Annotated in this window: 24 protein-coding genes and 1 rRNA gene; 18 read left to right on the top strand and 7 right to left on the bottom strand. The window is 57.3% G+C overall.

The window, feature by feature from the left end:
- A 16S ribosomal RNA gene (locus IM314_RS14800) occupies positions 1–452 on the bottom strand; the annotation flags it as partial.
- A 495-nt stretch (positions 453–947) separates the two neighbouring features.
- On the opposite strand from IM314_RS14800, the gene IM314_RS14795 reads away from it, so the two are divergent.
- Positions 948–1,901, top strand: a complete 954-nt coding sequence (locus IM314_RS14795; protein WP_045630774.1) for a nickel/cobalt transporter — start codon at positions 948–950, stop codon at positions 1,899–1,901.
- A 33-nt stretch (positions 1,902–1,934) separates the two neighbouring features.
- Here IM314_RS14795 and proP read toward each other — a convergent pair whose 3' ends face one another.
- Positions 1,935–3,437, bottom strand: coding sequence for a glycine betaine/L-proline transporter ProP (proP, locus tag IM314_RS14790; RefSeq protein WP_041911505.1), 1,503 nt, complete (start codon positions 3,435–3,437; stop codon positions 1,935–1,937).
- Positions 3,438–4,086: 649 nt separating this feature from the next.
- Between proP and kdgT the strand changes: the two genes are divergently transcribed.
- Positions 4,087–5,079, top strand: a complete 993-nt coding sequence (kdgT, locus tag IM314_RS14785) for a 2-keto-3-deoxygluconate transporter (RefSeq protein WP_028015220.1) — start codon at positions 4,087–4,089, stop codon at positions 5,077–5,079.
- A 54-nt stretch (positions 5,080–5,133) separates the two neighbouring features.
- On the opposite strand, the gene IM314_RS14780 is transcribed toward kdgT, so the two are convergent.
- Complete coding sequence (locus tag IM314_RS14780; protein ID WP_193359128.1) at positions 5,134–6,009, bottom strand: diguanylate cyclase regulator RdcB family protein; 876 nt, start codon at positions 6,007–6,009, stop codon at positions 5,134–5,136.
- A complete protein-coding gene (crfC, locus tag IM314_RS14775) occupies positions 6,006–8,360 on the bottom strand; it encodes a clamp-binding protein CrfC (RefSeq protein ID WP_163333460.1) in 2,355 nt (784 codons plus the stop codon). The genes IM314_RS14780 and crfC overlap by 4 nt, the downstream gene beginning before the upstream one ends.
- Before the next feature lie 593 nt (positions 8,361–8,953).
- On the opposite strand from crfC, the gene IM314_RS14770 reads away from it, so the two are divergent.
- From IM314_RS14770 to phnP, 16 genes are all read left to right on the top strand, one after another.
- A complete protein-coding gene (locus tag IM314_RS14770) occupies positions 8,954–9,289 on the top strand; it encodes a zinc ribbon domain-containing protein YjdM (protein ID WP_028015217.1) in 336 nt (111 codons plus the stop codon).
- Positions 9,290–9,369: 80 nt separating this feature from the next.
- Positions 9,370–9,807: a VOC family metalloprotein YjdN gene (yjdN, locus tag IM314_RS14765; protein ID WP_028015216.1), complete on the top strand. Its 438-nt coding sequence runs from the start codon at positions 9,370–9,372 to the stop codon at positions 9,805–9,807.
- A 137-nt stretch (positions 9,808–9,944) separates the two neighbouring features.
- Positions 9,945–10,733, top strand: a complete 789-nt coding sequence (phnC, locus tag IM314_RS14760) for a phosphonate ABC transporter ATP-binding protein (RefSeq protein WP_041911507.1) — start codon at positions 9,945–9,947, stop codon at positions 10,731–10,733.
- 23 nt (positions 10,734–10,756) lie between these two features.
- Complete coding sequence (phnD, locus tag IM314_RS14755; protein WP_028015214.1) at positions 10,757–11,773, top strand: phosphonate ABC transporter substrate-binding protein; 1,017 nt, start codon at positions 10,757–10,759, stop codon at positions 11,771–11,773.
- 51 nt (positions 11,774–11,824) lie between these two features.
- Complete coding sequence (phnE, locus tag IM314_RS14750) at positions 11,825–12,604, top strand: phosphonate ABC transporter, permease protein PhnE (RefSeq protein WP_028015213.1); 780 nt, start codon at positions 11,825–11,827, stop codon at positions 12,602–12,604.
- A 20-nt stretch (positions 12,605–12,624) separates the two neighbouring features.
- Positions 12,625–13,350 (top strand): phosphonate metabolism transcriptional regulator PhnF, encoded by a 726-nt coding sequence (phnF, locus tag IM314_RS14745; RefSeq protein ID WP_045630771.1) that lies wholly within the window; start codon positions 12,625–12,627, stop codon positions 13,348–13,350.
- Positions 13,351–13,803, top strand: a complete 453-nt coding sequence (gene phnG, locus IM314_RS14740; protein ID WP_028015211.1) for a phosphonate C-P lyase system protein PhnG — start codon at positions 13,351–13,353, stop codon at positions 13,801–13,803.
- Positions 13,800–14,384, top strand: coding sequence for a phosphonate C-P lyase system protein PhnH (gene phnH / locus IM314_RS14735; RefSeq protein ID WP_045630769.1), 585 nt, complete (start codon positions 13,800–13,802; stop codon positions 14,382–14,384). The genes phnG and phnH overlap by 4 nt, the downstream gene beginning before the upstream one ends.
- Positions 14,384–15,448 (top strand): carbon-phosphorus lyase complex subunit PhnI, encoded by a 1,065-nt coding sequence (locus tag IM314_RS14730; RefSeq protein WP_193359127.1) that lies wholly within the window; start codon positions 14,384–14,386, stop codon positions 15,446–15,448. The genes phnH and IM314_RS14730 overlap by 1 nt, the downstream gene beginning before the upstream one ends.
- Entirely contained in the window at positions 15,441–16,286 is an 846-nt protein-coding gene (gene phnJ / locus IM314_RS14725; RefSeq protein ID WP_193359126.1) for an alpha-D-ribose 1-methylphosphonate 5-phosphate C-P-lyase PhnJ, read from the top strand. The genes IM314_RS14730 and phnJ overlap by 8 nt, the downstream gene beginning before the upstream one ends.
- Positions 16,283–17,038: a phosphonate C-P lyase system protein PhnK gene (phnK, locus tag IM314_RS14720; protein WP_193359125.1), complete on the top strand. Its 756-nt coding sequence runs from the start codon at positions 16,283–16,285 to the stop codon at positions 17,036–17,038. The genes phnJ and phnK overlap by 4 nt, the downstream gene beginning before the upstream one ends.
- A gap of 9 nt (positions 17,039–17,047) precedes the next feature.
- Positions 17,048–17,728, top strand: a complete 681-nt coding sequence (gene phnL, locus IM314_RS14715) for a phosphonate C-P lyase system protein PhnL (RefSeq protein ID WP_060573080.1) — start codon at positions 17,048–17,050, stop codon at positions 17,726–17,728.
- On the top strand, positions 17,725–18,861 hold the full coding sequence (gene phnM, locus IM314_RS14710) for an alpha-D-ribose 1-methylphosphonate 5-triphosphate diphosphatase (protein ID WP_041911515.1): 1,137 nt from the start codon (positions 17,725–17,727) through the stop codon (positions 18,859–18,861). Before phnL ends, phnM begins: the two co-directional genes overlap by 4 nt.
- Complete coding sequence (gene phnN / locus IM314_RS14705; protein ID WP_028015204.1) at positions 18,858–19,409, top strand: ribose 1,5-bisphosphokinase; 552 nt, start codon at positions 18,858–18,860, stop codon at positions 19,407–19,409. Before phnM ends, phnN begins: the two co-directional genes overlap by 4 nt.
- On the top strand, positions 19,402–19,836 hold the full coding sequence (gene phnO, locus IM314_RS14700; RefSeq protein ID WP_193359124.1) for an aminoalkylphosphonate N-acetyltransferase: 435 nt from the start codon (positions 19,402–19,404) through the stop codon (positions 19,834–19,836). The genes phnN and phnO overlap by 8 nt, the downstream gene beginning before the upstream one ends.
- Before the next feature lie 9 nt (positions 19,837–19,845).
- The gene (gene phnP / locus IM314_RS14695; RefSeq protein ID WP_153657248.1) at positions 19,846–20,604 is read left to right on the top strand and encodes a phosphonate metabolism protein PhnP; all 759 of its coding nucleotides are present in this window, start codon (positions 19,846–19,848) and stop codon (positions 20,602–20,604) included.
- A gap of 52 nt (positions 20,605–20,656) precedes the next feature.
- Here the strand turns inward: phnP and yjdP are convergent, their stop codons facing one another.
- The 3 genes from yjdP to IM314_RS14680 all read right to left on the bottom strand — a co-directional run bounded on the left by yjdP (position 20,657) and on the right by IM314_RS14680 (position 24,080).
- Entirely contained in the window at positions 20,657–20,980 is a 324-nt protein-coding gene (gene yjdP, locus IM314_RS14690; RefSeq protein WP_059355029.1) for a DDRRRQL repeat protein YjdP, read from the bottom strand.
- A 69-nt stretch (positions 20,981–21,049) separates the two neighbouring features.
- A complete protein-coding gene (locus IM314_RS14685; RefSeq protein WP_059355030.1) occupies positions 21,050–21,682 on the bottom strand; it encodes a GNAT family N-acetyltransferase in 633 nt (210 codons plus the stop codon).
- 124 nt (positions 21,683–21,806) lie between these two features.
- On the bottom strand, positions 21,807–24,080 hold the full coding sequence (locus IM314_RS14680) for an ATP-binding protein (protein ID WP_193359123.1): 2,274 nt from the start codon (positions 24,078–24,080) through the stop codon (positions 21,807–21,809).
- Between the last annotated feature and the right edge of the window lie 100 nt (positions 24,081–24,180).

The following is a 24,180-nucleotide window of genomic DNA, read 5'->3' as shown; positions in this document are numbered from 1 at the left end:
CCTTCCTCCCCGCTGAAAGTACTTTACAACCCGAAGGCCTTCTTCATACACGCGGCATGGCTGCATCAGGCTTGCGCCCATTGTGCAATATTCCCCACTGCTGCCTCCCGTAGGAGTCTGGACCGTGTCTCAGTTCCAGTGTGGCTGGTCATCCTCTCAGACCAGCTAGGGATCGTCGCCTAGGTGAGCCGTTACCCCACCTACTAGCTAATCCCATCTGGGCACATCTGATGGCAAGAGGCCCGAAGGTCCCCCTCTTTGGTCTTGCGACGTTATGCGGTATTAGCTACCGTTTCCAGTAGTTATCCCCCTCCATCAGGCAGTTTCCCAGACATTACTCACCCGTCCGCCACTCGTCACCCGAGAGCAAGCTCTCTGTGCTACCGTTCGACTTGCATGTGTTAGGCCTGCCGCCAGCGTTCAATCTGAGCCATGATCAAACTCTTCAATTTAAGTTTGATGCTCGTGAATTAAACTTCGTAATGAATTACGTATGTTCACTCAGAGACTTGGTATTCATTTTTCGTCCGAAGACGTTAAGAATCCATGTCACTTTGAGTGCCCACACAGATTGTCTGATAAATTGTTAAAGAGCAGTGCAACGCGGCTTTCGCTCACCGTTGCGAGGTGGCGTATATTACGCTTTCCTCTTTCAGAGTCAACCCGTTATTTCAGGATTTTTTCTCTTCAACCGACCGGGTTAACTGTGAAGTGATTCACATCCGCCGTGTCGATGGAGGCGCATTATAGGGAGTTCTCCGCAGCCCGCAACAGAAAAGTTGCAAAAAAATGACTGACTGATGCATTCCCCAGCAAAACCCCGCTTTATACCCTTTTACGCACAGACTTATCCACAATTACAGCAAGATCCTGATGCGATCCTGCGAACTGAAAGAGAAGATCAACTATACTAGCGGCAAATATTCTTCTCCGCAGAGCTCCCCCTGATGAATACACAACGCCTGCCTCGCGACTGGCGCCTCCCTACGGCCGGATTGATGCTGCTGACCATCCTCTTCGCCGCTTTTACGCTGCATACGCACTGGAACGCCTTTATCCAGTGGTGCCTTGCCACGCAGATTACGCTGCACCGTTATTTGGTGATGTATCTACTGCAGCTTAATAACAACCAGTACAGCGGTGGATTATGGCTCTTAACAGGCGCTTTCTTTTATGGCGTCCTTCACGCCATCGGGCCGGGGCACGGGAAGTTCATCGTGACAACCTACCTGAGCACAAATAAGGAGAGCGAACTGGCCGCACGCACCGTTCCCTTTCTTGGCAGCCTGATGCAGGGCGTCAGCGCCATTCTGTTTGTCTTTATTCTGGCAGTAGGATTTAACCTCGCGTCAGGGGATATCAGCACCAGCCGCTGGTATGTCGAGAAGATAAGCGCCGTGCTGATTGGCGCATTTGGTGCTTTCATCATTTACCAGGCGCTGAAAAGCCTGCGGCCTCAAAGAATGAGGATCTCAGCCATCACTCCCCTTCATCAGCACGATGAACACTGTGGCTGTGGTCATCACGGCGTGGGCGCAGATCTGACACAAGGTGACTGGAAAACGCGTCTGGGCGTTATTCTGGCGATTGGCGCACGTCCGTGCAGCGGTGCGATCATGATTCTGATGTTTTCGAACGCGCTGGGCATTGTCACCTGGGGAATGGCGGCCGTTATGACCATGTCTTTAGGCACGGCACTCGCTATTATGGGGCTATCACTGGCGGTTCGTTATGCCCGTGAACGCACGGTGGCCTGGTTCGGGGGAGATAGCGCGTTCAGATGGCTGGTGCCGGCAGTTAAAATTGCCGGAGGTATCATCCTGATCCTGTTCGCGACCGTCCTGTTCCTGACCGTCATCCCCGTTAGCGCCAACGGCGACTACATCGCCGCCGGATGCTAATAAAAGAAAACCCGCCGTTGGCGGGTTTCTTTATTACTCGTTAATGCGTGGATGTTGATCAACAAGACGGGAGCGTTTCTTCTGCAGCTCTTCAATCTCTGCGTCGATATCCTCAATTTTCTGCTCAACGTTATCGTAATGCTCGCGCAGGATTTCTTTCGCTTCCTGAATATCAGATGCCGCAGGCGTCGCCCCTTTCAGAGGACGGTTCGCCGTCTCCTTCATGGTCAGGCCGGTCGCCAGGCCGACTACCGCAATAACCATCAGGTAGTAGGCAGGCATCATCAGGTTCTGCGTGCTTTCCACCAGAGAGGCGGCAAGCGTAGGCGTCAGGCCGGCAATCAGGACGGAGATGTTGAACGCCGCCGCCAGCGCACTATAACGAATGTGCGTCGGGAACATCGCAGGTAATGTGGATGCCATCACCCCGATAAAGCAGTTCAGGATCACCGCCAGCATCAGCAGACCCGCGAAAATCAGACCCAGCACGTTACTGTTGATCAGAATAAACGCCGGGATCGCCAGCGCGAACAGCGCTACGCTACCCAGGATGATAAACGGTCGACGGCCAAAGCGGTCGCTCAGCAGACCCATAATCGGCTGTACAAACAGCATACCCACCATGATGGCGATAATAATCAGTACGCCGTGATCTTCCGAGTAGTGCAGGTTATGCGACAGATAGCTCGGCATGTAGGTCAGCAGCATGTAGTAAGTGACGTTGGTGGAAATCACCAGACCAATACAGGTCAGCAGGCTGCGCCAGTGCTTTGTCGCAATCTCTTTAAAGGACACTTTCGGGCCGTCCTGCAACCCTTCGCGGTCGCCCTGCTCCAGTTTCTCAACGTGCTGCTGGAACGCAGGTGTCTCTTCCAGCGCATGTCGCAGGTAAAGACCGATAATACCCAGCGGGAGCGCGATAAAGAACGGGATACGCCAGCCCCAGTCGAGGAAGTTCTCCTCACCGACCACGGTTGAAATCAGAACCACAACGCCCGCACCCATCACAAACCCGGCAATCGAACCGAAGTCCAGCCAGCTGCCCATGAAGCCGCGCTTACGGTCAGGGGAATACTCCGCGACGAAGATCGACGCCCCGGTATACTCGCCCCCGACGGAGAAGCCCTGCGCCATCTTACAGAGCAACAGTAGAATAGGTGCCCAGATGCCGATCGTGGCATAGGACGGTATTAGGCCGATACAGAACGTACTGATCGACATAATGACAATGGTGATAGCGAGTATTTTCTGGCGACCGTATTTGTCACCGAGCATACCGAAGAACAGACCACCCAGCGGGCGGATCAGGAAAGGAACGGAGAATGTACCCAGCGCGGCAATCATCTGCAGGCTAGGGTCAGCACCGGGGAAGAACACTTTACCTAATGCATAGGCAACAAAGCCGTAGACACCGAAATCGAACCATTCCATCGCATTACCGAGCGAGGCGGCGGTGATCGCTTTACGCAGTTTAGCGTCATCAATAATGGTGACGTCGCGAAGCGTAATGGGTTTAACCTTTTTCCTTCTTAGCATAGCTTTCCTCGTAGACTTAGCCCTGTCCGTTCCACAGCCAACTCGCACTCTGTGAACCCGAGATCCGCTCCGTGCGAACCTCCATCTTCAAGCGTAGCAGGTTTACTTACATTGACGTTTTCCGTCGATACAACCGAACCTGTTGACGCCTGTCTGGGCAGTTAATGACCTTTTTACCCTACCAGCGTTTATATTTGTGATCAACTTCACACATATATTTATACTGCGTCAGGTGAAGACAGTTTTTGTCAACTTCCGCAAATAAGTACTTTCTCAACCTTCCAGAGCCCCCATTTTCGCCCTCATCTTTTTTCTTTTCCCAACAGAATAAAAAGCCATATTTTTTACAAGAGATTTACATAAATTTTCAGCTCTCACAACGCGCCGTAAAGTTTACATTCAATATGTGATGAAGATAACTAAAACACAGTTTTATTTTCATTGAATCAATATTCCATCGATCGCATGATAATTCCTGAAACATAGCGACGCATGTTTTCTGACGAGAGGAAACGAGAGCGCTAACTGAATTTCGGTGCAGGGTTATCACAAACCAATCATCAAGAGCACCCTTCATCAAATTGAATTTATTGATTTTTTTATTCGCACCTGCCGCTCACCATGAGAGGCGAAATTGTGAGGGTTAGAGATGAAGATTAAAGCCACGATAGAACGCATACCGGGTGGTATGATGCTGGTGCCGCTGGTACTCGGTGCTATTCTGAATACATTAGCACCTGAAACCGGGGCTTATTTTGGTGGTTTCACAAAGGGGATGATTACGGGTACCGTTCCCATCCTGGCGGTCTGGTTCTTTTGTATCGGTGCATCCATTAATTTGCGGGCAACCGGTACCGTATTACGCAAATCCGGAACGCTGGTGATAACCAAAATAGCGGTTGCCTGGGTGGTCGCAATGATATGCGCGATGTTCATTCCTGAAAATGGAATTCAGACCGGTTTCTTCGCCGGGTTATCCGTCCTGGCGATTGTCTCGGCGATGGACATGACCAACGGCGGGCTGTATGCCAGCCTGATGAACCAGTACGGAACCAAAGAGGAGTCCGGCGCGTTTGTTTTGATGTCTCTGGAGTCCGGCCCGCTCATGACGATGCTGATCCTGGGGTCCGCTGGCCTGGCTTCTTTTGAGCCCCATCATTTTGTCGGCGCGATCCTGCCATTCCTGATCGGCTTCGCGCTGGGCAATCTGGATCACGATCTGCGTGATTTCTTCAGCAAAGCCACGCCGGTGCTGATCCCATTCTTTGGCTTTGCGCTGGGTAACACCATCAACCTGAACGTGATTCTGGATACGGGACTGCTGGGGATTGTGCTGGGTGTCGCGGTTATCATCATCACCGGTATTCCGCTGATCATTGCTGACCGCGTAATCGGGGGAGGAAACGGCACGGCGGGCGTCGCCGCCTCTTCAGCCGCAGGCGCTGCCGTTGCAAACCCGGTGATTATCGCCCAGATTAACCCGGCCTTCGAACCGGTGGCCGCGTCCGCGACGGCACTGGTTGCCGCCAGCGTGATTGTCACCGCAATCCTGGTGCCCATCATCACGGCGCTATACGCGAAACGCTACGGAAATGTGCAAGAGATCCCGCCTGAACCGAAACCGATAGAAATGAATCACTAACACACCGCGCCAGCCATCCTCTCTCCCCTGGGGGAGAGGGTCAGGATGAGGGGTTCAACCAAAAATCTCTTCCACCATTGCATCCACCATCCGTTTTGCCGAACACAGCCTCGGCATACCCAGCGCGACGGTCTGCCAGTTTTGCGTCACTGACCAACTCACCGGGTGTATATCCGCCTGACACCAGTCGCCCAGCCAGCCCAGCATGTCTTTGTGATCGATTAAACCCGCAGAAGCGGGTGTGGTCAGCCATTGATGATAGAAATGGCGCGTTGTGGGAGACGCATTGATGCCCTGCGCGAGGTAGTTGGCGGCCATGCTGCGTAAATTATCCTTGAGCATTGCCGACACATCATTGTTCGCCAGACGGCAGGCATCGCCAAATGCTCCCCAGCGCAGCTCTTCCAGAACAATGAAGCAGCGCCCGGCCAAAGACCAGCCATCATAGTGACCGGCTCGCCAGCGGGTGAAAATTTGTTCACTGTGCTCGCCCGCCTGTACCGTCAGTCCACGCTGGGTCAGCGCCTTTTCTTTATAGGCGGCACGTTGGGTAAAATGAGAGGAGAGCTCCGCATACTGTTCAAGCAGGCCGGGAGATGGCTGAGCGCGCAGATGAGCCTGCTGGCACAGTGCAGTCAGTTTATCGGCCATCAGCGTCAGCGCAAGATGGCCTGGATCCAACATGCCGGCGAGTTTTTCCGCCAGCCCCAGGCGCAGGGCCGCGTTTTCGTTAAGCATTCCCGCCATCGCCCAGGGCCGTAGCCGGGTATGCGTCATGATCTCCTGAGTCAAACGTTCACGAAACTGCAGCTGCTGCGGCCCCAGATGGGGATGGCGCGCCGCGTCCACGCCCTGCACAAGATCGACCATAAACCTGGGATGAATACACTCCAGCGTCCGCCCGGGACCGTCCAGTAGCTGTGTTGTCATGGTTGCTCTGCTGCGAATAGAGTTTGAATGTCATCACGTAACAGTCGGGTATCTTCCTGAATCCACGTCGCAGTCGTAATGCTTTGCTTCAACAGCTGGCTGAGCGCTCGGGTTGAATGCTCATTTTGTTGACGCACTGCGAGGCTATCACGCAAGCTTTCCTGTAACCCGGTCAGGCATAACGAAAATTCTGCAAAGAACGTCGCCATTCCGGCCGTAACAGAGACATCGACCTGCGCGGACAAAGCTTTACGTATTTGTTCACAAAACTGATCAATATGTTGCTTAAATTTGTCATGCAGTTGCGCAATGTCGATAACATAGTGCGTGCGCGTGACCACGTACTCATCCCAGCCCCAGCCCGGATTATTGAGCCAACGCGAAACGGTTTCACGCATACTGCTCCCGGCGGAAAGTTGACCTGCCGGGCGGTTATCCTGTGCAATGGCATCGTTAAACAGTGCCCGCGTATTGAAGTCAAGCTGGTTTGCCTGAAAAGCGGGGAAGCTGATCCGCGCCCGGAAGCCGGCATGGCTCAGATGCTCTTTTATACGCGTTTCAATGGGGCGGATAGCGTCATTCAGCGAGCGCGCCAGCGTAGATTCCAGCTGATCGAAGCGTAACGCCAGCTCCCGGGCGATTTTTGCCTGCGCATCCAGCATGATGAGTTCACAGGAGGAGCGAATTTTACTCAGGACGATCTGCGCCTGACCTTCATCATCCAGAACCAGTGGTTCCCGCTCTTGCAGTTTGTCACTGCGGCGATTCAGCCGCTCAATGCCTGCCAAATCAAGAATATTTTGAGGGCTGAACACATGGCCCACTGCCTGATGAAGCGCCGATTTTTCGGCCTCCATAAAGTCCGCGGTCGCGTTCAGCGCCTGGTCAACTTCATGTTTCACCTCATCGCTCACCGCGCTCTGGCGCGTCTGCAGCAGCGCCATATCCTCTTCAAGACGCGCGATGTTCAGTTCCAGCCCCTCAAAGGCCACCGTCAGCCCCTGATAGCGGAAGTCGAGATACTCCCGGGCATTTTGCGCGTAGTTGAGCAGCTTATGCGAGGCCGAGCGCAGCGCGAATAGCGAGGCATTGGCATAGGCGGCGTAAATCAGTTTGCGTATCGGCTGTTCAAACAGCGAATCTTCCCAGAGCAAATCGGCTGCGTGACGGATATGGTTTATATCGTCCAGGTCCGCCGAACGCCAGCGGCGTCCGAGTGCGGCTTCGGCAAAATCCTGCACCCAGGGCTGCTCCTGATGATCCGGCAGGCGTCCACGGGCAATCATCTCGTTGCGGGCGCGGTTTGCCAGATACGCCCACATAGAGGAAACAGGGTAGATCTGGCCAGGCGAAATAGTGCCTTTCATTAAGGTACCGGAGATCATCGCCCTGACCTGCTCTTCATCGTCGCTATTGCGATCCTTTTGGTCGAATTTATTCACCAGCGCATACAGAGGCACTGATTTCCCCGCAACCGAAATAGCCTGACGGACCTCTTCATCAGAAATAGATTTAAGCTGGGTATAATCCATCACCGCCAGCACCGCCGACGCGCGGGCTAGCTGTTCGCTAAGCATTTTTTGCAGATGCGGTTGTCCGGCCTCATTGGGGCCGGGGGTATCGAGCAGCGTCAGCTGCCCGAGGTGCGCATCCAAACCCGCAAGATGCACGAACTCCACTTCAATCACCGGAATATGTTCGATGGCCGCGTATTCGGAGAACGGAAACGCCACGCCCAGCGCCTGGGAGAGCCTCACCAGGTCATTGAGACTTTTCAGGCAATGAAATATTGGCTGCGCCCCGAGATGATGCTTTTCAAAGGCCTCACCTTTCTCAATACGCTCCAGCAGCGTATTCATGTCCTTATCAATTTCCAGTTGCAGAGCCAGCTTGCCGCGATCGTAATCGCCAAGCTTTTTCTGCAGCAGGTGAATCAAATCATCAATAGGAGAGACATGTGAGAAGTGGAGCACCGGCTCTTTCTGGCCTGGCGTATGACGGATCAGCGTAGGCAGCGCCGTCATTGGGCGGTTGCGGTTCGGCAACACTTCGGTACCCACAATGGCATTAATGGTGGTCGATTTCCCCGCTTTCATCGTGCCAACGATAGCCAGAACCATTTCCAGACGTGTTATTTTGCGTAATTCATTATTCAGCGTTGCCTGCTGCGCTTCGACGCCTCGCGCACTAAAATGCAAAGGCAGCACGTTGTTCTTTTCACCTGTAATAGCAGCCGTCGTGCTCTCCAGCTTCGCTGTCGGCATTGATTTCAGGGTATCGAGATTTTGCAGGGCAAGCTGTAACAAACGCTCAGCTTCCTGACTTAATTCAAAAATGGTCTGTGTGTGCATGATAAAAGCCTTTCCTTAACGCAAATTTATTACTTTTATTAAGCCACTTGTATTAATTATGATGTTCAGGCTTATATGATCACGTGTGGAAAACATGTTCACCAAAATATAACTAATTGAAGATAATCAGAAATAAATGGCTATCCCTGCATGGCGTGTAAAGCTCTCCTCAAGGCCTGAAAGCCAAAAGATAAAAAGCCTGGCCCATTTTAAGAAGCTTCAGGATATATCATCCTTATTTACCCACCTAAAAAGAGAGGGATAGGCCGCCAACATAAGAAATGCATGGCAGTGAAGTTCGAAGATAAATAACAATGCGTTGCTTCACCTTATCCGAAATGAAGGTGTGTAGCAATTTGCCGCAATAAAATATTCGATATATTTAGCGACTTCTCTTTCCACCGTGTTAATGACGTTAGCATCGCTTAGCTGACTGACAGTAAGTGTCACTCGCAACACATTTTCTGCGTTTTTTAAATTCACAATAGCACCGACAAAAGTGTGGATTTGCGTTATACTTGCCGCCTTTTTCGGCACTCTGCCGTCATTTAGCTGGCACTTTCCAGCGCGTTAACACTTTTGAGGATACCGACATGCAACTCCCACACTGCCCAAAATGCAATTCTGAATACACATACGAAGATAATGGCATGTTCATCTGCCCGGAATGTGCACACGAATGGAATGATGCCGAGCCAGCGCAGGACGCTGATGCGCTGGTCGTCAAAGATGCCAACGGTAATCTGCTGGCGGATGGCGACAGCGTCACCGTGGTGAAAGATCTTAAGGTGAAAGGCAGCTCTTCCATGCTGAAGATCGGCACCAAAGTGAAGAATATCCGTCTGGTGGAAGGCGATCATAATATCGATTGCAAAATTGACGGCTTCGGTCCGATGAAACTGAAATCTGAGTTCGTGAAAAAGAACTGATTTACCCGCCCGGTAGCGCTTCGCTTACCGGGCTTTCGGGAACTACACTTAACGGGCTTTTCTTACGTGAGGTAAAGATTATGCCGTTAAGTCCCTACATCTCTTTTGCCGGCAACTGTGCAGAGGCTACCGCCTTCTATCAGCAGGCCGTCGGCGCAGAACTCCTCTATAAAATCACCTTCGGCGAAATGCCAAAAAGCGATAACAGCGAAGAAGGCTGTCCGTCCGGCATGCAGTTTCCGGATTCGGCTATCGCTCACTCCAACGTTCGCATTGCGGGCAGCGATATCATGATGAGCGACGGGCTGCCGCCGGGCAGCAGCGCACAGTACGCGGGCTTCACGCTGGTGCTCGACACGCAGGATGTGTCAGAAGGCAAGCGCTGGTTCGACAACCTTGCCGATGGCGGGAATATCGACATGGCCTGGCAGGAAACCTTCTGGGCGCACGGCTTCGGTAAGGTCACCGACAAATACGGCGTGCCGTGGATGATTAACGTCGTTAAGCAGCAGCACTAATTTTTCGGGCGGTGGGCGGTCTGCCTCCGCCTGTCATCAAACTCCCCTCAACTCTTCAAACTCCCGCAACCTGCACTTAACCCAAATGTCATATTGATGCGCCAGCATGAGGCCACATTTATCGTGAGGCCCAGCACATGCACACTGTCATCCGCGTCGAGAAACTGAGCAAGACCTTCAATCACAACAAGGCGCTGCATGCCGTTGATCTGACCGTCCAGCAGGGCGAAATGGTGGCGCTGCTGGGGCCGTCCGGTTCAGGAAAATCCACCCTTCTGCGTCACTTAAGCGGCCTTATTACCTGCGATAAAACGCCGGAAAGCCGCGTCGAGCTGCTGGGTAACACCGTGCAGCATGCGGGCCGTCTGGCGAGCGATATTCGCAAAAGCCGCGCCCGGACGGGCTACATCTTTCAGCAGTTCAACCTGGTGAACCGCCTGACGGTGCTGGAGAACGTGCTGATTGGCGCGCTCGGCAGCACCCCGTTCTGGCGCACCTGCCTGCGCTGGTTCTCCCCATCACAGAAGCAGGAAGCGTTACAGGCACTGACCCGCGTCGGCATGGCGCACTTCGCCCACCAGCGCGTGTCCACGCTGTCCGGCGGGCAGCAGCAGCGCGTCGCTATCGCCCGCGCTCTGATGCAGAAAGCCAAAATCATTCTCGCCGATGAGCCCATCGCCTCGCTGGATCCGGAGTCGGCCCGCATCGTGATGGAAACCCTGCGCGACATCAACCAGAACGACGGCATCACCGTGGTGGTGACGCTGCATCAGGTGGATTACGCCCTGCGCTACTGCGAGCGCATCGTCGCCCTGCGTCAGGGCCACGTGTTCTTCGATGGCGCCAGCCACCAGTTTGATAACGAACGTTTTGACCATCTCTACCGCAGCGTAAACCGCGTCGAAGAACGCGCGCAGGCTGCTTAACGCCCCGATAACGAGGAATGGAAATGAACTACAAAGCCGTTGCCGCGCTGGCCTTCACCAGCATGTTCAGCATCAGCACCCTGTTAAGCCCGGCGTACGCCGAAGAGCAGGAAAAAGCGTTGAACTTTGGCATCATTTCAACGGAATCACAGCAAAACCTGAAGCCGCAGTGGGAACCGTTCCTGAAAGATATGGAAACCAAGCTGGGGATCAAAGTGAACGCCTTCTTCGCCCCGGACTACGCGGGCATCATCCAGGGGATGCGCTTTAACAAAGTGGACATCGCCTGGTACGGCAACCTTTCCGCCATGGAAGCGGTGGACCGCGCCAACGGTCAGGTCTTTGCCCAGACCGTTGCGGCAGATGGTTCTCCAGGATACTGGAGCGTGCTGATCGTCAACAAAGACAGCCCGATCAACAACCTCAACGACATGATCGCCAAACGCAAAGATCTGACCTTTGGTAACGGCGATCCGAACTCCACTTCCGGCTTCCTCGTCCCTGGCTACTACGTCTTCGCGAAAAACAACATCTCCGCCAGCGACTTTAAGCGCACCGTCAACGCCAGCCACGAAACCAACGCGCTGGCCGTGGCGAACAAGCAGGTGGACGTTGCCACCAATAACACCGAAAACCTCGACAAGCTGAAAACCTCCGCGCCGGACAAGCTGAAAGAGCTGAAGGTCATCTGGAAATCCCCGCTGATCCCCGGCGACCCGATCGTCTGGCGCAAAAACCTCTCCGAAAGCACCAAGGACAAGGTCTACGACTTCTTTATGAACTACGGCAAAACGCCGGAAGAGAAAGCGGTTCTGGAACGTCTGGGCTGGGCACCGTTCCGCGCGTCCAGCGATCTGCAGCTGGTCCCGATTCGCCAGCTGGCGCTGTTTAAGCAGATGCAGGCCGTGAAGGACAACAAAGGGCTGAAGGAAGAGGAGAAGACCAGCAAAGTCTCTGAAATCCAGGCCCAGCTGGAAGACCTCGACCGCCTGACCGCCGCGCTGGGTGCGATGACGAGCGTGAATAAAGCGGTGCAGTAACACAAGTCCCCTCTCCCTTGAGGGAGAGGGAGAACAGATTAAGGAGCCAACATGCAAACCATCACCCTCCCGCCGCCGAAGCGCAGCTGGTTCTCGCTCATAAGCTGGGCCATCCTGCTGGCGGTACTCGTTATCTCCTGGAAGGGCGCAGAGATGGATCCGCTGCTGCTCTTCAAAGATTCCGGCAACATGGCGACCTTCGCCGCCGACTTCTTCCCGCCGGATTTCAGCCAGTGGCAGGACTACCTCAGCGAAATGGCCATCACCCTGCAAATCGCCGTCTGGGGCACCGCCCTCGCCGTCGTTCTCTCCATTCCGTTCGGCCTGATGAGCGCCGAAAACATCGTACCGTGGTGGGTTTACCAGCCGATGCGTCGCCTGATGGACGCCTGTCGCGCCATTAACGAAATGGTCTTTGCGATGCTGTTCGTGGTCGCCGTTGGCCTGGGTCCGTTCGCCGGCGTGATGGCGCTGTTCATCCACACCACCGGCGTGCTCTCCAAGCTGCTCTCGGAAGCGGTCGAAGCCATCGAGCCCGGCCCGGTGGAAGGTATTCGCGCAACCGGCGCCAACAAAATCGAAGAGATCCTCTACGGCGTCCTGCCGCAGGTGATGCCGCTGCTGATCTCCTACTCCCTGTACCGCTTCGAGTCCAACGTTCGCTCCGCCACCGTGGTCGGTATGGTGGGCGCAGGCGGGATTGGCGTCACCCTGTGGGAAGCGATTCGCGGTTTCCAGTTCCAGCAAACCTGCGCTCTGATGGTGCTCATCATCGTCACCGTCAGCCTGCTGGATTTCCTCTCTCAACGCTTGCGTAAGCACTTCATCTGATTAGCGAGGCTTTGATTGGTATGCACTTATCCAGACATCCGACCAGTTACCCTACCCGCTGGCAAGAGATTGCGGCCAGGCTCGAAGTGGAGCTGCGTACACATTACCGCTGCGGAGACTACCTGCCCGCCGAGCAGCAGCTTGCCGACCGCTACGAGGTGAACCGCCACACTCTGCGCCGCGCCATTGACCAGCTGGTGGAGCGCGGCTGGGTCCAGCGCCGTCAGGGCGTCGGCGTGCTGGTGCTGATGCGCCCGTTTGACTACCCGCTCAACGCCCAGGCGCGTTTTAGCCAGAATCTGCTTGATCAGGGTAGCCATCCAACCAGCGAAAAGCTGCTCTCGGTACTGCGCCCGGCCTCCCGCCACGTGGCGGATGCGCTCGGGATTCAGGAGGGTGACAACGTCGTACACCTGCGTACGTTGCGCCGGGTCAACGGCGTGGCGGTCTGCCAGATCGACCACTACTTCGCGGACCTCACCCTCTGGCCAGTGCTGCAAAATTTCGCCAGCGGTTCCCTGCATGATTTCCTTCAGGACGCGACGGGTATCGCGCTCAAACGCACCCAGACGCGCATCAGCGCCCGCCGCGCGCAGGCGAAAGAGAGCAAGGTGCTGGAGATCCCCAACATGGCCCCGCTGCTCTGCGTGCGCACCCTCAACCACCGTGACGGCGAGATCAACGCGACGGAATACTCCGTCAGCCTGACCCGCGCCGACATGATTGAATTCACCATGGAGCACTGAATGCACTTCGACACCTCCACCCGACAGCGCTGGATGCGCGTGCTGGCCCATAGCCAGCCTGCTGCGCTGGCCGCCCGCATGAACGCACTCGGCCTGACGCCGGACTACGACACGATCCGCGCGCCGGAGATCGGCCTGGTGCAGATCCAGGCACGCATGGGCGGCACCGGCGAGCGCTTCTTCGCCGGCGATGCCACCCTCACCCGCGCGGCTATCCGCCTTAACAGCGGCACGCTGGGTTATAGCTACGTACTTGGGCGAGACAAAACGCACGCCGAGCGCTGCGCGGTGATCGACGCGCTTTTACAGGAACACCCGCATTTCCAGACGTTAATGGAAACCCTTATTGCCCCGCTGGAAGCCGACCGCGCCGCACGCCTTGCCGCGCGTCAGGCCGAAGTGAACACCAGCCGGGTCGACTTCTTTACGCTCGTTCGCGGAGACAACGCATGACGCTTCAACCTGCTTTTACCCTGGCCGTCCAGGATGCCCAACAGAGTTTCCGTCGCCTGCTGAAGGCCATGAGCGAGCCGGGGGTGATTGTCTCCTTGCACCAGCTCTCGCAGGGCTGGCTGCCGCTGAACCTCGCCTCCACCAGCGTGCTGCTGACGCTGGCGGACAACGACACCCCGGTATGGCTGTCAGGCGCATTGCTGAACGATATCGCCAGCCAGAACCTGCGCTTTCACACCAGCGCGCCGCTGGTCGATCAGCCCCAGCAGGCGGTCTTTGCCGTGGCCGACGAACAGATCAGCCATGAACAGCTTAACGCCCTGAGCGAAGGCAGCGCCGTCGCACCGGAAACCAGCGCCACGCTGATTTTGCAGGTCTCCAGCCTGAGCGGTGGCCGCATGCTTCGCCTGACGGGCGCAGGCATCGCCGACGAGCGGATGGTCGCGCCCCAGCTACCGGAGTGCATCATCCATGAGCTGACCGAGCGCCCGCACCCGTTCCCGCTCGGCATTGACCTGATCCTGACCTGCGGCGAGCGCCTGCTGGCAATCCCGCGGACTACCCACGTGGAGGTGTGCTGATGTACGTTGCCGTCAAAGGAGGCGAAAAGGCGATCGCCGCCGCTCATGCCTTACAGGAGCACAGACGCCGGGGCGATGAACAGCTTCCCGAGCTGAGCGTCGCCCAGATTGAGCAACAGCTTAACCTCGCGGTTGACCGTGTGATGACCGAGGGCGGCGTTGCTGACCGCGAGCTTGCAGCGCTGGCGCTGAAGCAGGCCAGCGGCGATAACGTGGAAGCCATCTTCCTGCTGCGCGCCTGGCGCACCACCGTTCCCCGTCTGGCAGTCAGCGAGCCGGTGAACACGGCGGAAATGCGCCTGGAGCGCCGAATCTCTGCCGTTTATAAAGATATCCCCGGCGGCCAGCTGCTTGGCCCTACCTGTGACTACACTCATCGTCTGCTGGACTTCACGCTGCTGGCGAACGGCGAAGCCCCAACGCTCAGCACTTCAGACGTCGAACAGGAACCGTCTCCGCACGTCTTCAGCCTGCTGGCAAACCAGGGGCTGGCGAAAGCGGAAGAAGACACTGGCGCCACGCCGGACGACGTCACCCGCACGCCGCCGGTCTACCCGTGCTCACGCTCGTCCCGTCTGCAACAGCTGATGCGCGGCGACGAAGGGTATCTGCTGGCGCTGGCCTACTCCACACAGCGCGGCTACGGGCGCAACCACCCGTTCGCGGCAGAGATCCGCAGCGGCTATCTCGACGTCGAAATCGTGCCGGAAGAGCTGGGTTTTGCGGTGAACGTCGGCGAACTGCTGATGACCGAGTGCGAAATGGTCAACGGTTTCGTCGCGCCAGAGAATGAAGACCCGCATTTTACCCGCGGCTACGGGCTGGTGTTTGGCCTCGGCGAGCGCAAGGCGATGGCGATGGCGCTGGTTGACCGCGCCCTGCAGGCGCCGGACTACGGCGAGCACATTGCCGGCCCGGCGCAGGACGAAGAGTTCGTGCTGGCCCACGCGGACAACGTCGAGGCCGCAGGCTTTGTCTCGCACCTCAAGCTGCCGCACTACGTCGATTTCCAGGCCGAACTGGAACTGCTGAAACGCCTGCAACGGGAGCGCGCCAATGGCTAACTTAAGCGGCTACAACTTTGCCTATCTGGATGAGCAAACTAAACGCATGATCCGCCGCGCCATTTTAAAAGCGGTGGCTATTCCGGGCTATCAGGTGCCGTTTGGTGGCCGTGAAATGCCGATGCCGTACGGCTGGGGCACGGGCGGCATTCAGATCACCGCCAGCGTGATTGGCGAAGCGGACGTGCTGAAGGTTATCGACCAGGGCGCGGACGATACCACCAACGCCGTGTCGATCCGCAACTTCTTTAAGCGCGTGACGGGCGTCAACACCACCGAAAAAACCGAAGACGCGACGCTGATCCAGACCCGCCACCGCATTCCGGAGACTCCGCTGACGGAAGATCAGATTCTGATTTTCCAGGTGCCGATCCCGGAGCCGCTGCGCTTTATCGAGCCGCGCGAAACCGAGACCCTCACCATGCACGCGCTGGAAGAGTACGGGATCATGCAGGTCAAACTGTATGAAGACATCGCCCGTTTCGGCCATATCGCTACCACCTACGCCTACCCGGTGAAGGTCAACGGGCGCTACGTCATGGACCCGTCGCCGATCCCAAAATTCGATAACCCGAAGATGGACATGATGCCTGCCCTGCAGCTCTTTGGTGCCGGACGTGAAAAACGCATCTACGCCATACCGCCGTATACGCGTGTCGAAAGCCTAGATTTTGACGATCACCCGTTTACGGTGCAGGAGTGGGACGAGCCGTGCGCCATCTGCGGATCCAAACACAGCTATCTCGATGAAGTGGTGCTGGACGATACGGGCAAACGGATGTTTGTCTGCTCCGACACCGATTACTGCCGCCAACAGAGCGAGGCGAACGGCCAATGAAACCGCTGCTTTCGGTTAATAACCTGACCCACCTTTATGCGCCGGGAAAAGGCTTCAGCGACGTGTCGTTCGAGCTGTGGCCGGGCGAAGTGCTGGGCATTGTCGGCGAGTCCGGCTCCGGCAAAACCACCCTGCTGAAGTCCATCTCCGCGCGTCTGACGCCGCAACACGGCGAGATCCTGTATCAGGGACGCTCCCTCTACGACATAAGCGAGGCCGAGCGCCGTCGCCTGCTGCGCACCGAGTGGGGCGTGGTGCATCAGCACCCGATGGACGGCCTGCGCCGTCAGGTGTCGGCGGGAGGCAATATCGGCGAACGGCTGATGGCCACCGGCGCGCGCCACTACGGCAACATCCGCGCCACCGCACAGCACTGGCTGGAGGAGGTTGAGATCCCCGCCTCGCGCATTGACGACCTGCCAACCACCTTTTCCGGCGGTATGCAGCAGCGTTTGCAAATTGCCCGCAATCTGGTCACTCATCCAAAGCTGGTGTTTATGGATGAACCCACCGGCGGGCTGGACGTCTCCGTGCAGGCCCGCCTGCTCGACCTGCTGCGCAGCCTGGTGGTAGAGCTGAACCTGGCGGTGGTGATTGTCACCCACGATCTGGGCGTTGCGCGCCTGCTGGCGGACAGCCTGCTGGTGATGAAGCAGGGTCAGGTGGTGGAAAGTGGGCTGACCGACCGCGTGCTCGACGACCCGCATCATCCGTACACCCAGCTGCTGGTGTCGTCGGTATTACAGAATTAAGAGGCCAACATGATCCACGTTGAAAGTGTCAGTAAGACCTTTGTGCTCCACCAGCAAAATGGCGTGCGCCTGCCGGTGCTGCAAAACGCCTCGCTAGAGGTGAGTCAGGGTGAATGCGTGGTGCTGCACGGCCACTCCGGCAGCGGTAAATCGACCCTGCTGCGCTCCCTGTACGCCAACTATTTACCGGACGAAGGCCACATCCATATTCGCCATAACGAAGAGTGGGTCGATCTGGTTCAGGCCCCGGCGCGCAAGGTGCTGGAAGTGCGCCGCTCAACGATCGGCTGGGTTAGTCAGTTCCTGCGGGTGATCCCGCGGATCTCCGCCCTGGACGTGGTGATGCAGCCCCTGCTGGATCTCGGCGTGCCGCGCGAAACCTGCGCCGCCAGGGCCGCCAGCCTGCTGACGCGCCTCAACGTGCCGGAGCGCCTGTGGCACCTCGCCCCGTCGACCTTTTCCGGCGGCGAGCAGCAGCGCGTGAATATCGCGCGCGGGTTTATCGTCGACTATCCGATTTTACTGCTGGATGAACCCACCGCCTCGCTCGACGCTAAAAACAGCGCAGCGGTGATAGCGCTGATCGAACAGGCCAAAGCGCGCGGGGCGGCGATCGTCGGGATCTTCCACGACGACGCCGTCCGCACCCGCGTGGCGGACAGGCTGCACCCGATGGGGACAAACGCATGATTATCAATAATGTCAGGCTGGTGCTGGAAAATGAGGTCGTGAAGGGTTCGGTTGAAATCCAGGACGGCGTCATCCGCGCCTTTGCCGAAACCCAAAGCCGTTCTCCTGAAGCGATGGACGGCGACGGCGGTTGGCTGCTGCCGGGGCTGATTGAGCTGCATACCGATAATCTGGATAAATTCTTCACCCCACGCCCGAAGGTGGACTGGCCCGCCCATTCGGCAATGAGCAGCCACGACGCGCTGATGGTCGCCAGCGGCATCACCACGGTGCTGGACGCGGTGGCGATCGGCGACGTGCGCGACGGCGGCGATCGTCTGGAAAATCTGGAAAAGATGATCAACGCCGTGGAGGAGACGCAAAAGCGCGGCCTCAACCGCGCCGAGCACCGCCTGCACCTGCGCTGCGAGCTGCCGCACCACACCACCCTGCCGCTGTTTGAAAAGCTGGTCGGGCGCGAGCCGGTCTCGCTGGTCTCCCTGATGGATCACTCCCCGGGGCAGCGCCAGTTCGCCAACATCGAAAAATATCGCGAATACTATCAGGGCAAGTATTCACTCAGCGATGCGGAGATGGCGCGCTACGAAGAAGAGCAGCTGGCGCTTGCGGCACAATGGTCGCAGCCGAACCGCCTCTCCATTGCCGCGATGTGTCGGGACCGCAACATTGCGCTGGCCAGCCATGACGACGCCACGCACGATCACGTGCGCGAATCCCACCAGCTTGGCAGCGTGATCGCCGAATTTCCCACCACGTTCGAAGCGGCTGAAGCCTCCCGCAAACACGGCATGAACGTGCTGATGGGCGCGCCGAACATCGTGCGCGGCGGATCGCACTCCGGCAACGTGGCGGCAAGCAAACTCGCTTCCCTCGGCCTGCTGGATATCCTCTCGTCTGACTACTACCCCGCCAGCCTGCTGGACGCGGCCTTCCGCGTTGCAGACGACGAGGACAACCGCTTTACGCTGCCGCAGGCGATTCGACTGGTGACGAAAAACCCGGCCAGCGCGCTCAACCTTCACGACCGCGGTGAGATTGCCGAAGGCAAACGGGCAGACCTGGTGCTGGCGCACCGCAAGGGCGAGCACGTTCATATCGACCACGTCTGGCGTCAGGGAAAAAGGGTGTTCTGATGGGAAGACTCATCTGGTTAATGGGCCCGTCCGGCTCCGGGAAGGACAGCCTGCTGTCGGCGTTACGCCAGCGGGAACATTCACAGCTGCTGGTGGCGCACCGCTACATTACCCGCGCGGCGAACGCTGGCAGTGAAAACCATATCGCCCTGAGCGAGCAGGAGTTTTTTACCCGTGCCGGGCAAAATCTGCTGGCGCTGAGCTGGCACGCGAACGGCTTTTATTACGGCGTCGGCATCGAGATCGACCTCTGGCTGCACGCGGGCTTCGACGTGCTGGTTAACGGCTCGCGCGCACATCTGCCGCAGGCAAAAGCCCGGTACGAAGCGGCGCTGCTGCCGGTCTGTTTGCAGGTTTCTCCGGATATTCTGCGCAGCCGCCTGCAAAGCCGGGGGCGCGAAAATGCGCGTGAGATCGATCAGCGGCTGGAACGTGCGGCGCGCTACACCCCGTCGGGCTGTCACGTCCTCAATAACGACGGAAGTTTGCTACAGTCAGTCGAGACCTTTTTATCGCTTATTCGCCAGAAGGAGAGACAGCATGCCTGACTGCAAGCTTCGCCCCGCCACCGCCGACGACGCGCAAATCGTTTACGCTCTGATCTGCGAGCTTAAGCAGTGTGAATTTGACCATCAGGCGTTTCACGCCGGCTATCTTGCCAATCTGCAGGATCACAATATGCGCTACCAGCTTGCCGAGCTGGACGGAAAGGTCGTCGGCATGATCGGCCTGCACATGCAGTTTCACCTGCACCACGCCCGCTGGATCGGCGAGATCCAGGAGCTGGTGGTGATGCCGCAGGCGCGCGGGCTAAAGGTGGGCAGCCAGCTGCTGGCATGGGCGGAGGACATCGCGAGGCAGGCAGGCGCCGAGCTGACCGAACTCTCCACCAGCGTGAAGCGCGCAGACGCCCACCGTTTTTACGTTCGCGAAGGATATACGCAGAGCCATTTTCGCTTCACCAAACCGCTGTAGAGGTGCGTTATGAGCCTGGCCATCACGTTAACGGGAACCGGAAGCGCCCAGCTGGTCCCGGTCTTTGGCTGCGACTGCGCGGCGTGTCGCAGGGCGCGCCTGCAGGACAACTATCGCCGTCGCCCCTGTAGCGCGGTGGTCAAATTCAACGATGCAGTCACCCTGCTGGATGCGGGCATTCCGCATCTGATGGACGACTGGCCGGCGGGCAGTTTCCAGCAGTTTTTGCTCACGCACTATCATATGGATCACGTCCAGGGGCTGTTCCCCCTGCGCTGGGGCGTGGGCGCAACCATCCCGGTCTACGGCCCGCCGGATGAAGCAGGGTGTGACGACCTGTTTAAACATCCCGGCATTCTGGATTTCAGCCACACGGTCGAGCCGTTCGTGATGTTTGAGCTGCAGGGACTGCGGGTCACGCCGCTGCCGCTCAACCATTCAAAACTGACCTTCGGGTATCTGCTGGAATCGGCCCATAGCCGCGTGGCGTGGCTTTCTGATACCGCCGGGCTGCCGGATAAAACGGTGACGTTTCTGCTCAACAATCAGCCACAGGCGATAATCATCGACTGCAGCCATGAACCGCGTCCGGAGACACCGCGCAACCACAGTGATTTAAATACGGTGATGGCCCTGAACGAGGTGATTGGCTGTCCGCAGGTGATCCTGACGCACATTAGCCACCAGTTTGACGCTTGGATGATGGATAACCCGCTGCCGGACGGCATTGAAGCGGGATATGACGGGATGGTACTTGTGCTGGATTAGGTTTTCTCCCTCTCCCGTGGGAGAGGGTTGGGGTGAGGGCAACAGGCCGCACTTAGCCGCGATCGTAATCGTCTTCCAACCTGCGCTCATCTTCTTCTAACCGACGCCTGTCGTCGTCCAGCTGACGCTGACGCTCGTCTAAACGGCGGCGTCTGTCTTCGAGCTGCCGACGACGATCGTCGTACTGTCGGCTGTCGATTTGACGGCTGCGGTCGTAACGATCGTCGTCATCGTCATTACGGCTGCTGCCGGGGTTGTAGGCATCGTTGATCGCCTGCTGAATGTTGCCAATGGCGTCATCAATCACATCGGCATGCGCCAGTTGGCTTGTGAGTGACAGCAGACCAAATAACAGAGCGGTAGAGTAACGTTTCATAAGGCCAGACTCGCAGGTGAACTGGCCTTACGGTAATGAATGGCTGGGAACCGGGGTAGCGGAGGAATCTCAAATTCTGTTGCGAGCTGACTCTTCCATTAGCTGATTCGCTCGGTGTTTATTTTCTGCAACCAGAACGATGCCATAACATTTTTGATCCGGTGAATGGCTCCAGATACGATCTTCAGGAATACAGCCTCCATCATAAATAACTTTGCTACCGTCATACGGCCAAAATGCCCCCTGCTCGGTATCAAGTACAAATACCGCAATTTGGTCTGATTCGCGGGCTATTTTCTGCCAGAGCATCTTGCCGCCTTCATATTGCTCAAAATCGCTGACAAGCGTCACGCCACATTGTAATACCAGTGCTTCATACAGGCGGGTTGCCAGTCCCTTATCACGCTCGGTAGGATCAACGCATATACCTTCTACCTGAATAACGTTGGCATCTTCCCAGCAGCGTTCGACGGCAATGATGTCTTCACCCAAATGCGTTTTACGTTGCAAATCCAGGGCAGCAACTACCCGGTGTCTGGGCACACCATCAAAAGTTTCGACATCTGCTTCAATAATCGCAGCCCTTGGCGTCTGGCTATCAAAAATGACATGCAACACTCGCCCGGAGAGTTCAAATTCATCAACGAGCTTAAATGACCTTGCAACCGTCCTGGGGCTGTATGTTGTAGGCATCACGATCATATGTGAGTCCCCTCTTGTGAGTACCGGCATAGTTCCCTTTATATCCCAATCTGCTAAATTTTGCGCAGGTTAGCATCACCCGCTTCATGCAGGCTCTTGATGAATTCCTAAATATTACCGTTTATCAACAGACCTTCCGCAGCGCCTGCGCCAGTTGCTGGCGGGTAAACGGCTTACGCAGTAACGGAACGTCCGGCAGTTGCGGGTTATGCGCCGGGCGCAAATCCTGCCCGCTGATCAGCAGCACCGGAAGCTGCGGATAATGACTGCGCACATGGTTAATCACCTCGGCTCCGCTCAGGCTTCCGGGCAGCATCAGATCGCTGATAAACATGCCAATATCCGGCGACGCCGCCAGCATGTTCAGGGCCTGTTCGCCGCTGTCCGCTTCGAGCGTCAGGTAGCCAAGCTGATGCAGCTGTTCGCACAGGGTCTGGCGAACGTCCGCCTCATCTTCCAGCACCAGTACAAGCCGCTCGTTATCCACGGACGTTGTGGCAGCCAGCGCTTCATCCTCCGAAACGGCGGGCAGCGTCGAGCGCGGGAGGTGGAGCCGCACGGTCGTACCCTGTCCCGGCGCGCTTTCGATCTCTACCCGCCCCCCGGACTGACGCACAAAACCGTACACCATCGACAGGCCCAGCCCGCTTCCGCTTCCGGTCTGCTTGGTGGTGAAGAACGGTTCAAAAACCCGGGATTTCACCTCCTGCGACATCCCGCTGCCGCGATCGATGACCTCCAGCGCTACCATATCCTGCCTGCGTCCGTCGCTGCGGGTCACGCGCTGGTTCCAGGTGCGAATTTTGATCGCCCCGCTCTGGCCTTCCATCGCATCCCGGGCGTTCATCACCAGGTTGATAATGGCGTTTTCCAGCTGGCTGACGTCAATCCACGCGGGCCATGCCGGGGTTTGCGCTTCAATCTCCAGGGTAAGCGTGGCGGGCAGCGAGTGGCGCATCAGTTCCCGAAGGTTTTCCAGCAGGGGCAGCATCTCTACTGCATGCGGCGTCAGGGACTGTTTGCGGGAAAACGCCAGCAGGCGCTGGGTCAGCAGCGCGCCGCGTTCGGCAGCCTTCAGCGCACGGGTAATGCGCGGCGCGTCGTTTGATTCGGGGTCTGTCAGCTCAAGGCTGCCGATAATTACCGCCAGCAGGTTGTTAAAATCATGCGCCAGCCCGCCAGTCAGCTGTCCGACGGCCTTCATCTTCTGGCTGTGCAGCAGCGCCTCTTCCAGCCCCTGACGCTCGATGCGGTCGATCTCCATCTGCGTGGTTTTCTCTTTCAGCAGCCGCGTGGTGTGCTCAAGCGAGGCGGTGTTGCGGGCAAAAACGTTAAACGCGCGCGCCAGCTCGCCCAGCTCGTCGCGCCGCTGCAGCGCAGGAACAGAAACATCCTGTTCACCGTGGGCAAGTCGCGACATCGCCCGGGAGATGGCCGTCAGGTTGGAGCCCAGATTGCGGTAGATATACCAGCAGGCGCAGCCGGTGATGATCAGCGCCAGCACGGCGAAGATGCTGATAAACACGCTGATGGATTGCAACTCGTGATGGCTCTGGGCCGTGCGAAGCCGGGAAGCCTGCGCCACCTGTTCAACGTACTGATTAATATCGCTATTAAGGATCGCCACCAGCGCCTTAATGTGGAACATATACCAGCTGATGGACAGATCGCTCTCCTCCAGCTGCTTCGACAGCGGGGCAAGCTTGCGCAGCTCGGCGTTAAAATCGGGCAAAACGCCCTCCACGACCGGCTGTATAGCGCTTCGGGGCAGCGTGGCGGTCACGGCGTCCAGCTGCTGAACGGTAGCACGCGGCGAAGGTGTATCAATCGCGGCCGCGATCAGCCGATCCATCTCCATCAGCTGCCGCGCGTCCGGCACGTTGCTGCCGAAGCGGCGGTTGATGTCCTGAAGATGGCGTAAATAGCTCTGGCTTTGATAGAGCGAGCTCAGCAGCGCGTTACGCTCAAGATGCCGCTTTTGCCCGCGCTCCAACATCCCCGTTACGCTTTGCTGTAATTCATTGCTTCTGCGAATAATCCGCGCCACCAGCGCCGGCTCCTGCTGCGCCAGCGGGGCATCCGCCAGCTGTTCCAGCGAGCGGCGCAGCGCCGTTTGCATCTGCTTCAGCCGCTCGGCCTCGCCTTTGTACTCCAGCGCCCCTACCACCTGCGAAAGCCGCACCGCCGCCGTTGCCACGTTGGCCGTGTCGCGCGCGAGGTTCATGCTCCCGGTCATGTCGTCCAGCGTTTGCTGTTGGACCTGCTCCTGGATCTGGCTGGCATGACGAAAGCCGAGCACCGCCACGCCGCTCACCATCAGCGTGACGGCGACCACCAGCAGGTTAAATATCAGCAGGCGACCGCGGGCGCTGGAGAAGAACGGGGGGCGTGAAGACATGTTGACTCCGTAACTGTGATCCACATTCGCTATTCATAACTATGACAAATATGAACAGCTTCTGACATTTTGCATTTACGCACCTGTGATGAAGTGCAGA

The organism is Enterobacter cloacae complex sp. P42RS (assembly GCF_014930595.1).
In the GTDB taxonomy this organism is placed as follows: Bacteria; Pseudomonadota; Gammaproteobacteria; order Enterobacterales; family Enterobacteriaceae; genus Enterobacter; species Enterobacter bugandensis.
The sequence above is the reverse complement of the archived record's forward strand: the minus strand, read 5'-3'. Positions and strand labels throughout refer to the sequence as shown.

Bases quoted from the DNA above. Each gene is read 5' to 3' on its own strand.
- IM314_RS14780 (WP_193359128.1), bottom strand. From the start codon at position 6,009: ATGACAACACAGCTACTGGACGGTCCCGGGCGGACGCTGGAGTGTATT.
- phnO (WP_193359124.1), top strand. From the start codon at position 19,402: ATGCCTGACTGCAAGCTTCGCCCCGCCACCGCCGACGACGCGCAAATC.
- phnH (WP_045630769.1), top strand. From the start codon at position 13,800: ATGACGCTTCAACCTGCTTTTACCCTGGCCGTCCAGGATGCCCAACAG.
- phnD (WP_028015214.1), top strand. From the start codon at position 10,757: ATGAACTACAAAGCCGTTGCCGCGCTGGCCTTCACCAGCATGTTCAGC.
- phnE (WP_028015213.1), top strand. From the start codon at position 11,825: ATGCAAACCATCACCCTCCCGCCGCCGAAGCGCAGCTGGTTCTCGCTC.
- IM314_RS14770 (WP_028015217.1), top strand. From the start codon at position 8,954: ATGCAACTCCCACACTGCCCAAAATGCAATTCTGAATACACATACGAA.
- phnK (WP_193359125.1), top strand. From the start codon at position 16,283: ATGAAACCGCTGCTTTCGGTTAATAACCTGACCCACCTTTATGCGCCG.
- crfC (WP_163333460.1), bottom strand. From the start codon at position 8,360: ATGCACACACAGACCATTTTTGAATTAAGTCAGGAAGCTGAGCGTTTG.
- IM314_RS14795 (WP_045630774.1), top strand. From the start codon at position 948: ATGAATACACAACGCCTGCCTCGCGACTGGCGCCTCCCTACGGCCGGA.
- phnJ (WP_193359126.1), top strand. From the start codon at position 15,441: ATGGCTAACTTAAGCGGCTACAACTTTGCCTATCTGGATGAGCAAACT.
- IM314_RS14730 (WP_193359127.1), top strand. From the start codon at position 14,384: ATGTACGTTGCCGTCAAAGGAGGCGAAAAGGCGATCGCCGCCGCTCAT.
- phnP (WP_153657248.1), top strand. From the start codon at position 19,846: ATGAGCCTGGCCATCACGTTAACGGGAACCGGAAGCGCCCAGCTGGTC.
- proP (WP_041911505.1), bottom strand. From the start codon at position 3,437: ATGCTAAGAAGGAAAAAGGTTAAACCCATTACGCTTCGCGACGTCACC.
- IM314_RS14680 (WP_193359123.1), bottom strand. From the start codon at position 24,080: ATGTCTTCACGCCCCCCGTTCTTCTCCAGCGCCCGCGGTCGCCTGCTG.
- phnC (WP_041911507.1), top strand. From the start codon at position 9,945: ATGCACACTGTCATCCGCGTCGAGAAACTGAGCAAGACCTTCAATCAC.
- IM314_RS14685 (WP_059355030.1), bottom strand. From the start codon at position 21,682: ATGATCGTGATGCCTACAACATACAGCCCCAGGACGGTTGCAAGGTCA.
- phnG (WP_028015211.1), top strand. From the start codon at position 13,351: ATGCACTTCGACACCTCCACCCGACAGCGCTGGATGCGCGTGCTGGCC.
- yjdP (WP_059355029.1), bottom strand. From the start codon at position 20,980: ATGAAACGTTACTCTACCGCTCTGTTATTTGGTCTGCTGTCACTCACA.
- phnF (WP_045630771.1), top strand. From the start codon at position 12,625: ATGCACTTATCCAGACATCCGACCAGTTACCCTACCCGCTGGCAAGAG.
- yjdN (WP_028015216.1), top strand. From the start codon at position 9,370: ATGCCGTTAAGTCCCTACATCTCTTTTGCCGGCAACTGTGCAGAGGCT.
- phnL (WP_060573080.1), top strand. From the start codon at position 17,048: ATGATCCACGTTGAAAGTGTCAGTAAGACCTTTGTGCTCCACCAGCAA.
- kdgT (WP_028015220.1), top strand. From the start codon at position 4,087: ATGAAGATTAAAGCCACGATAGAACGCATACCGGGTGGTATGATGCTG.
- phnM (WP_041911515.1), top strand. From the start codon at position 17,725: ATGATTATCAATAATGTCAGGCTGGTGCTGGAAAATGAGGTCGTGAAG.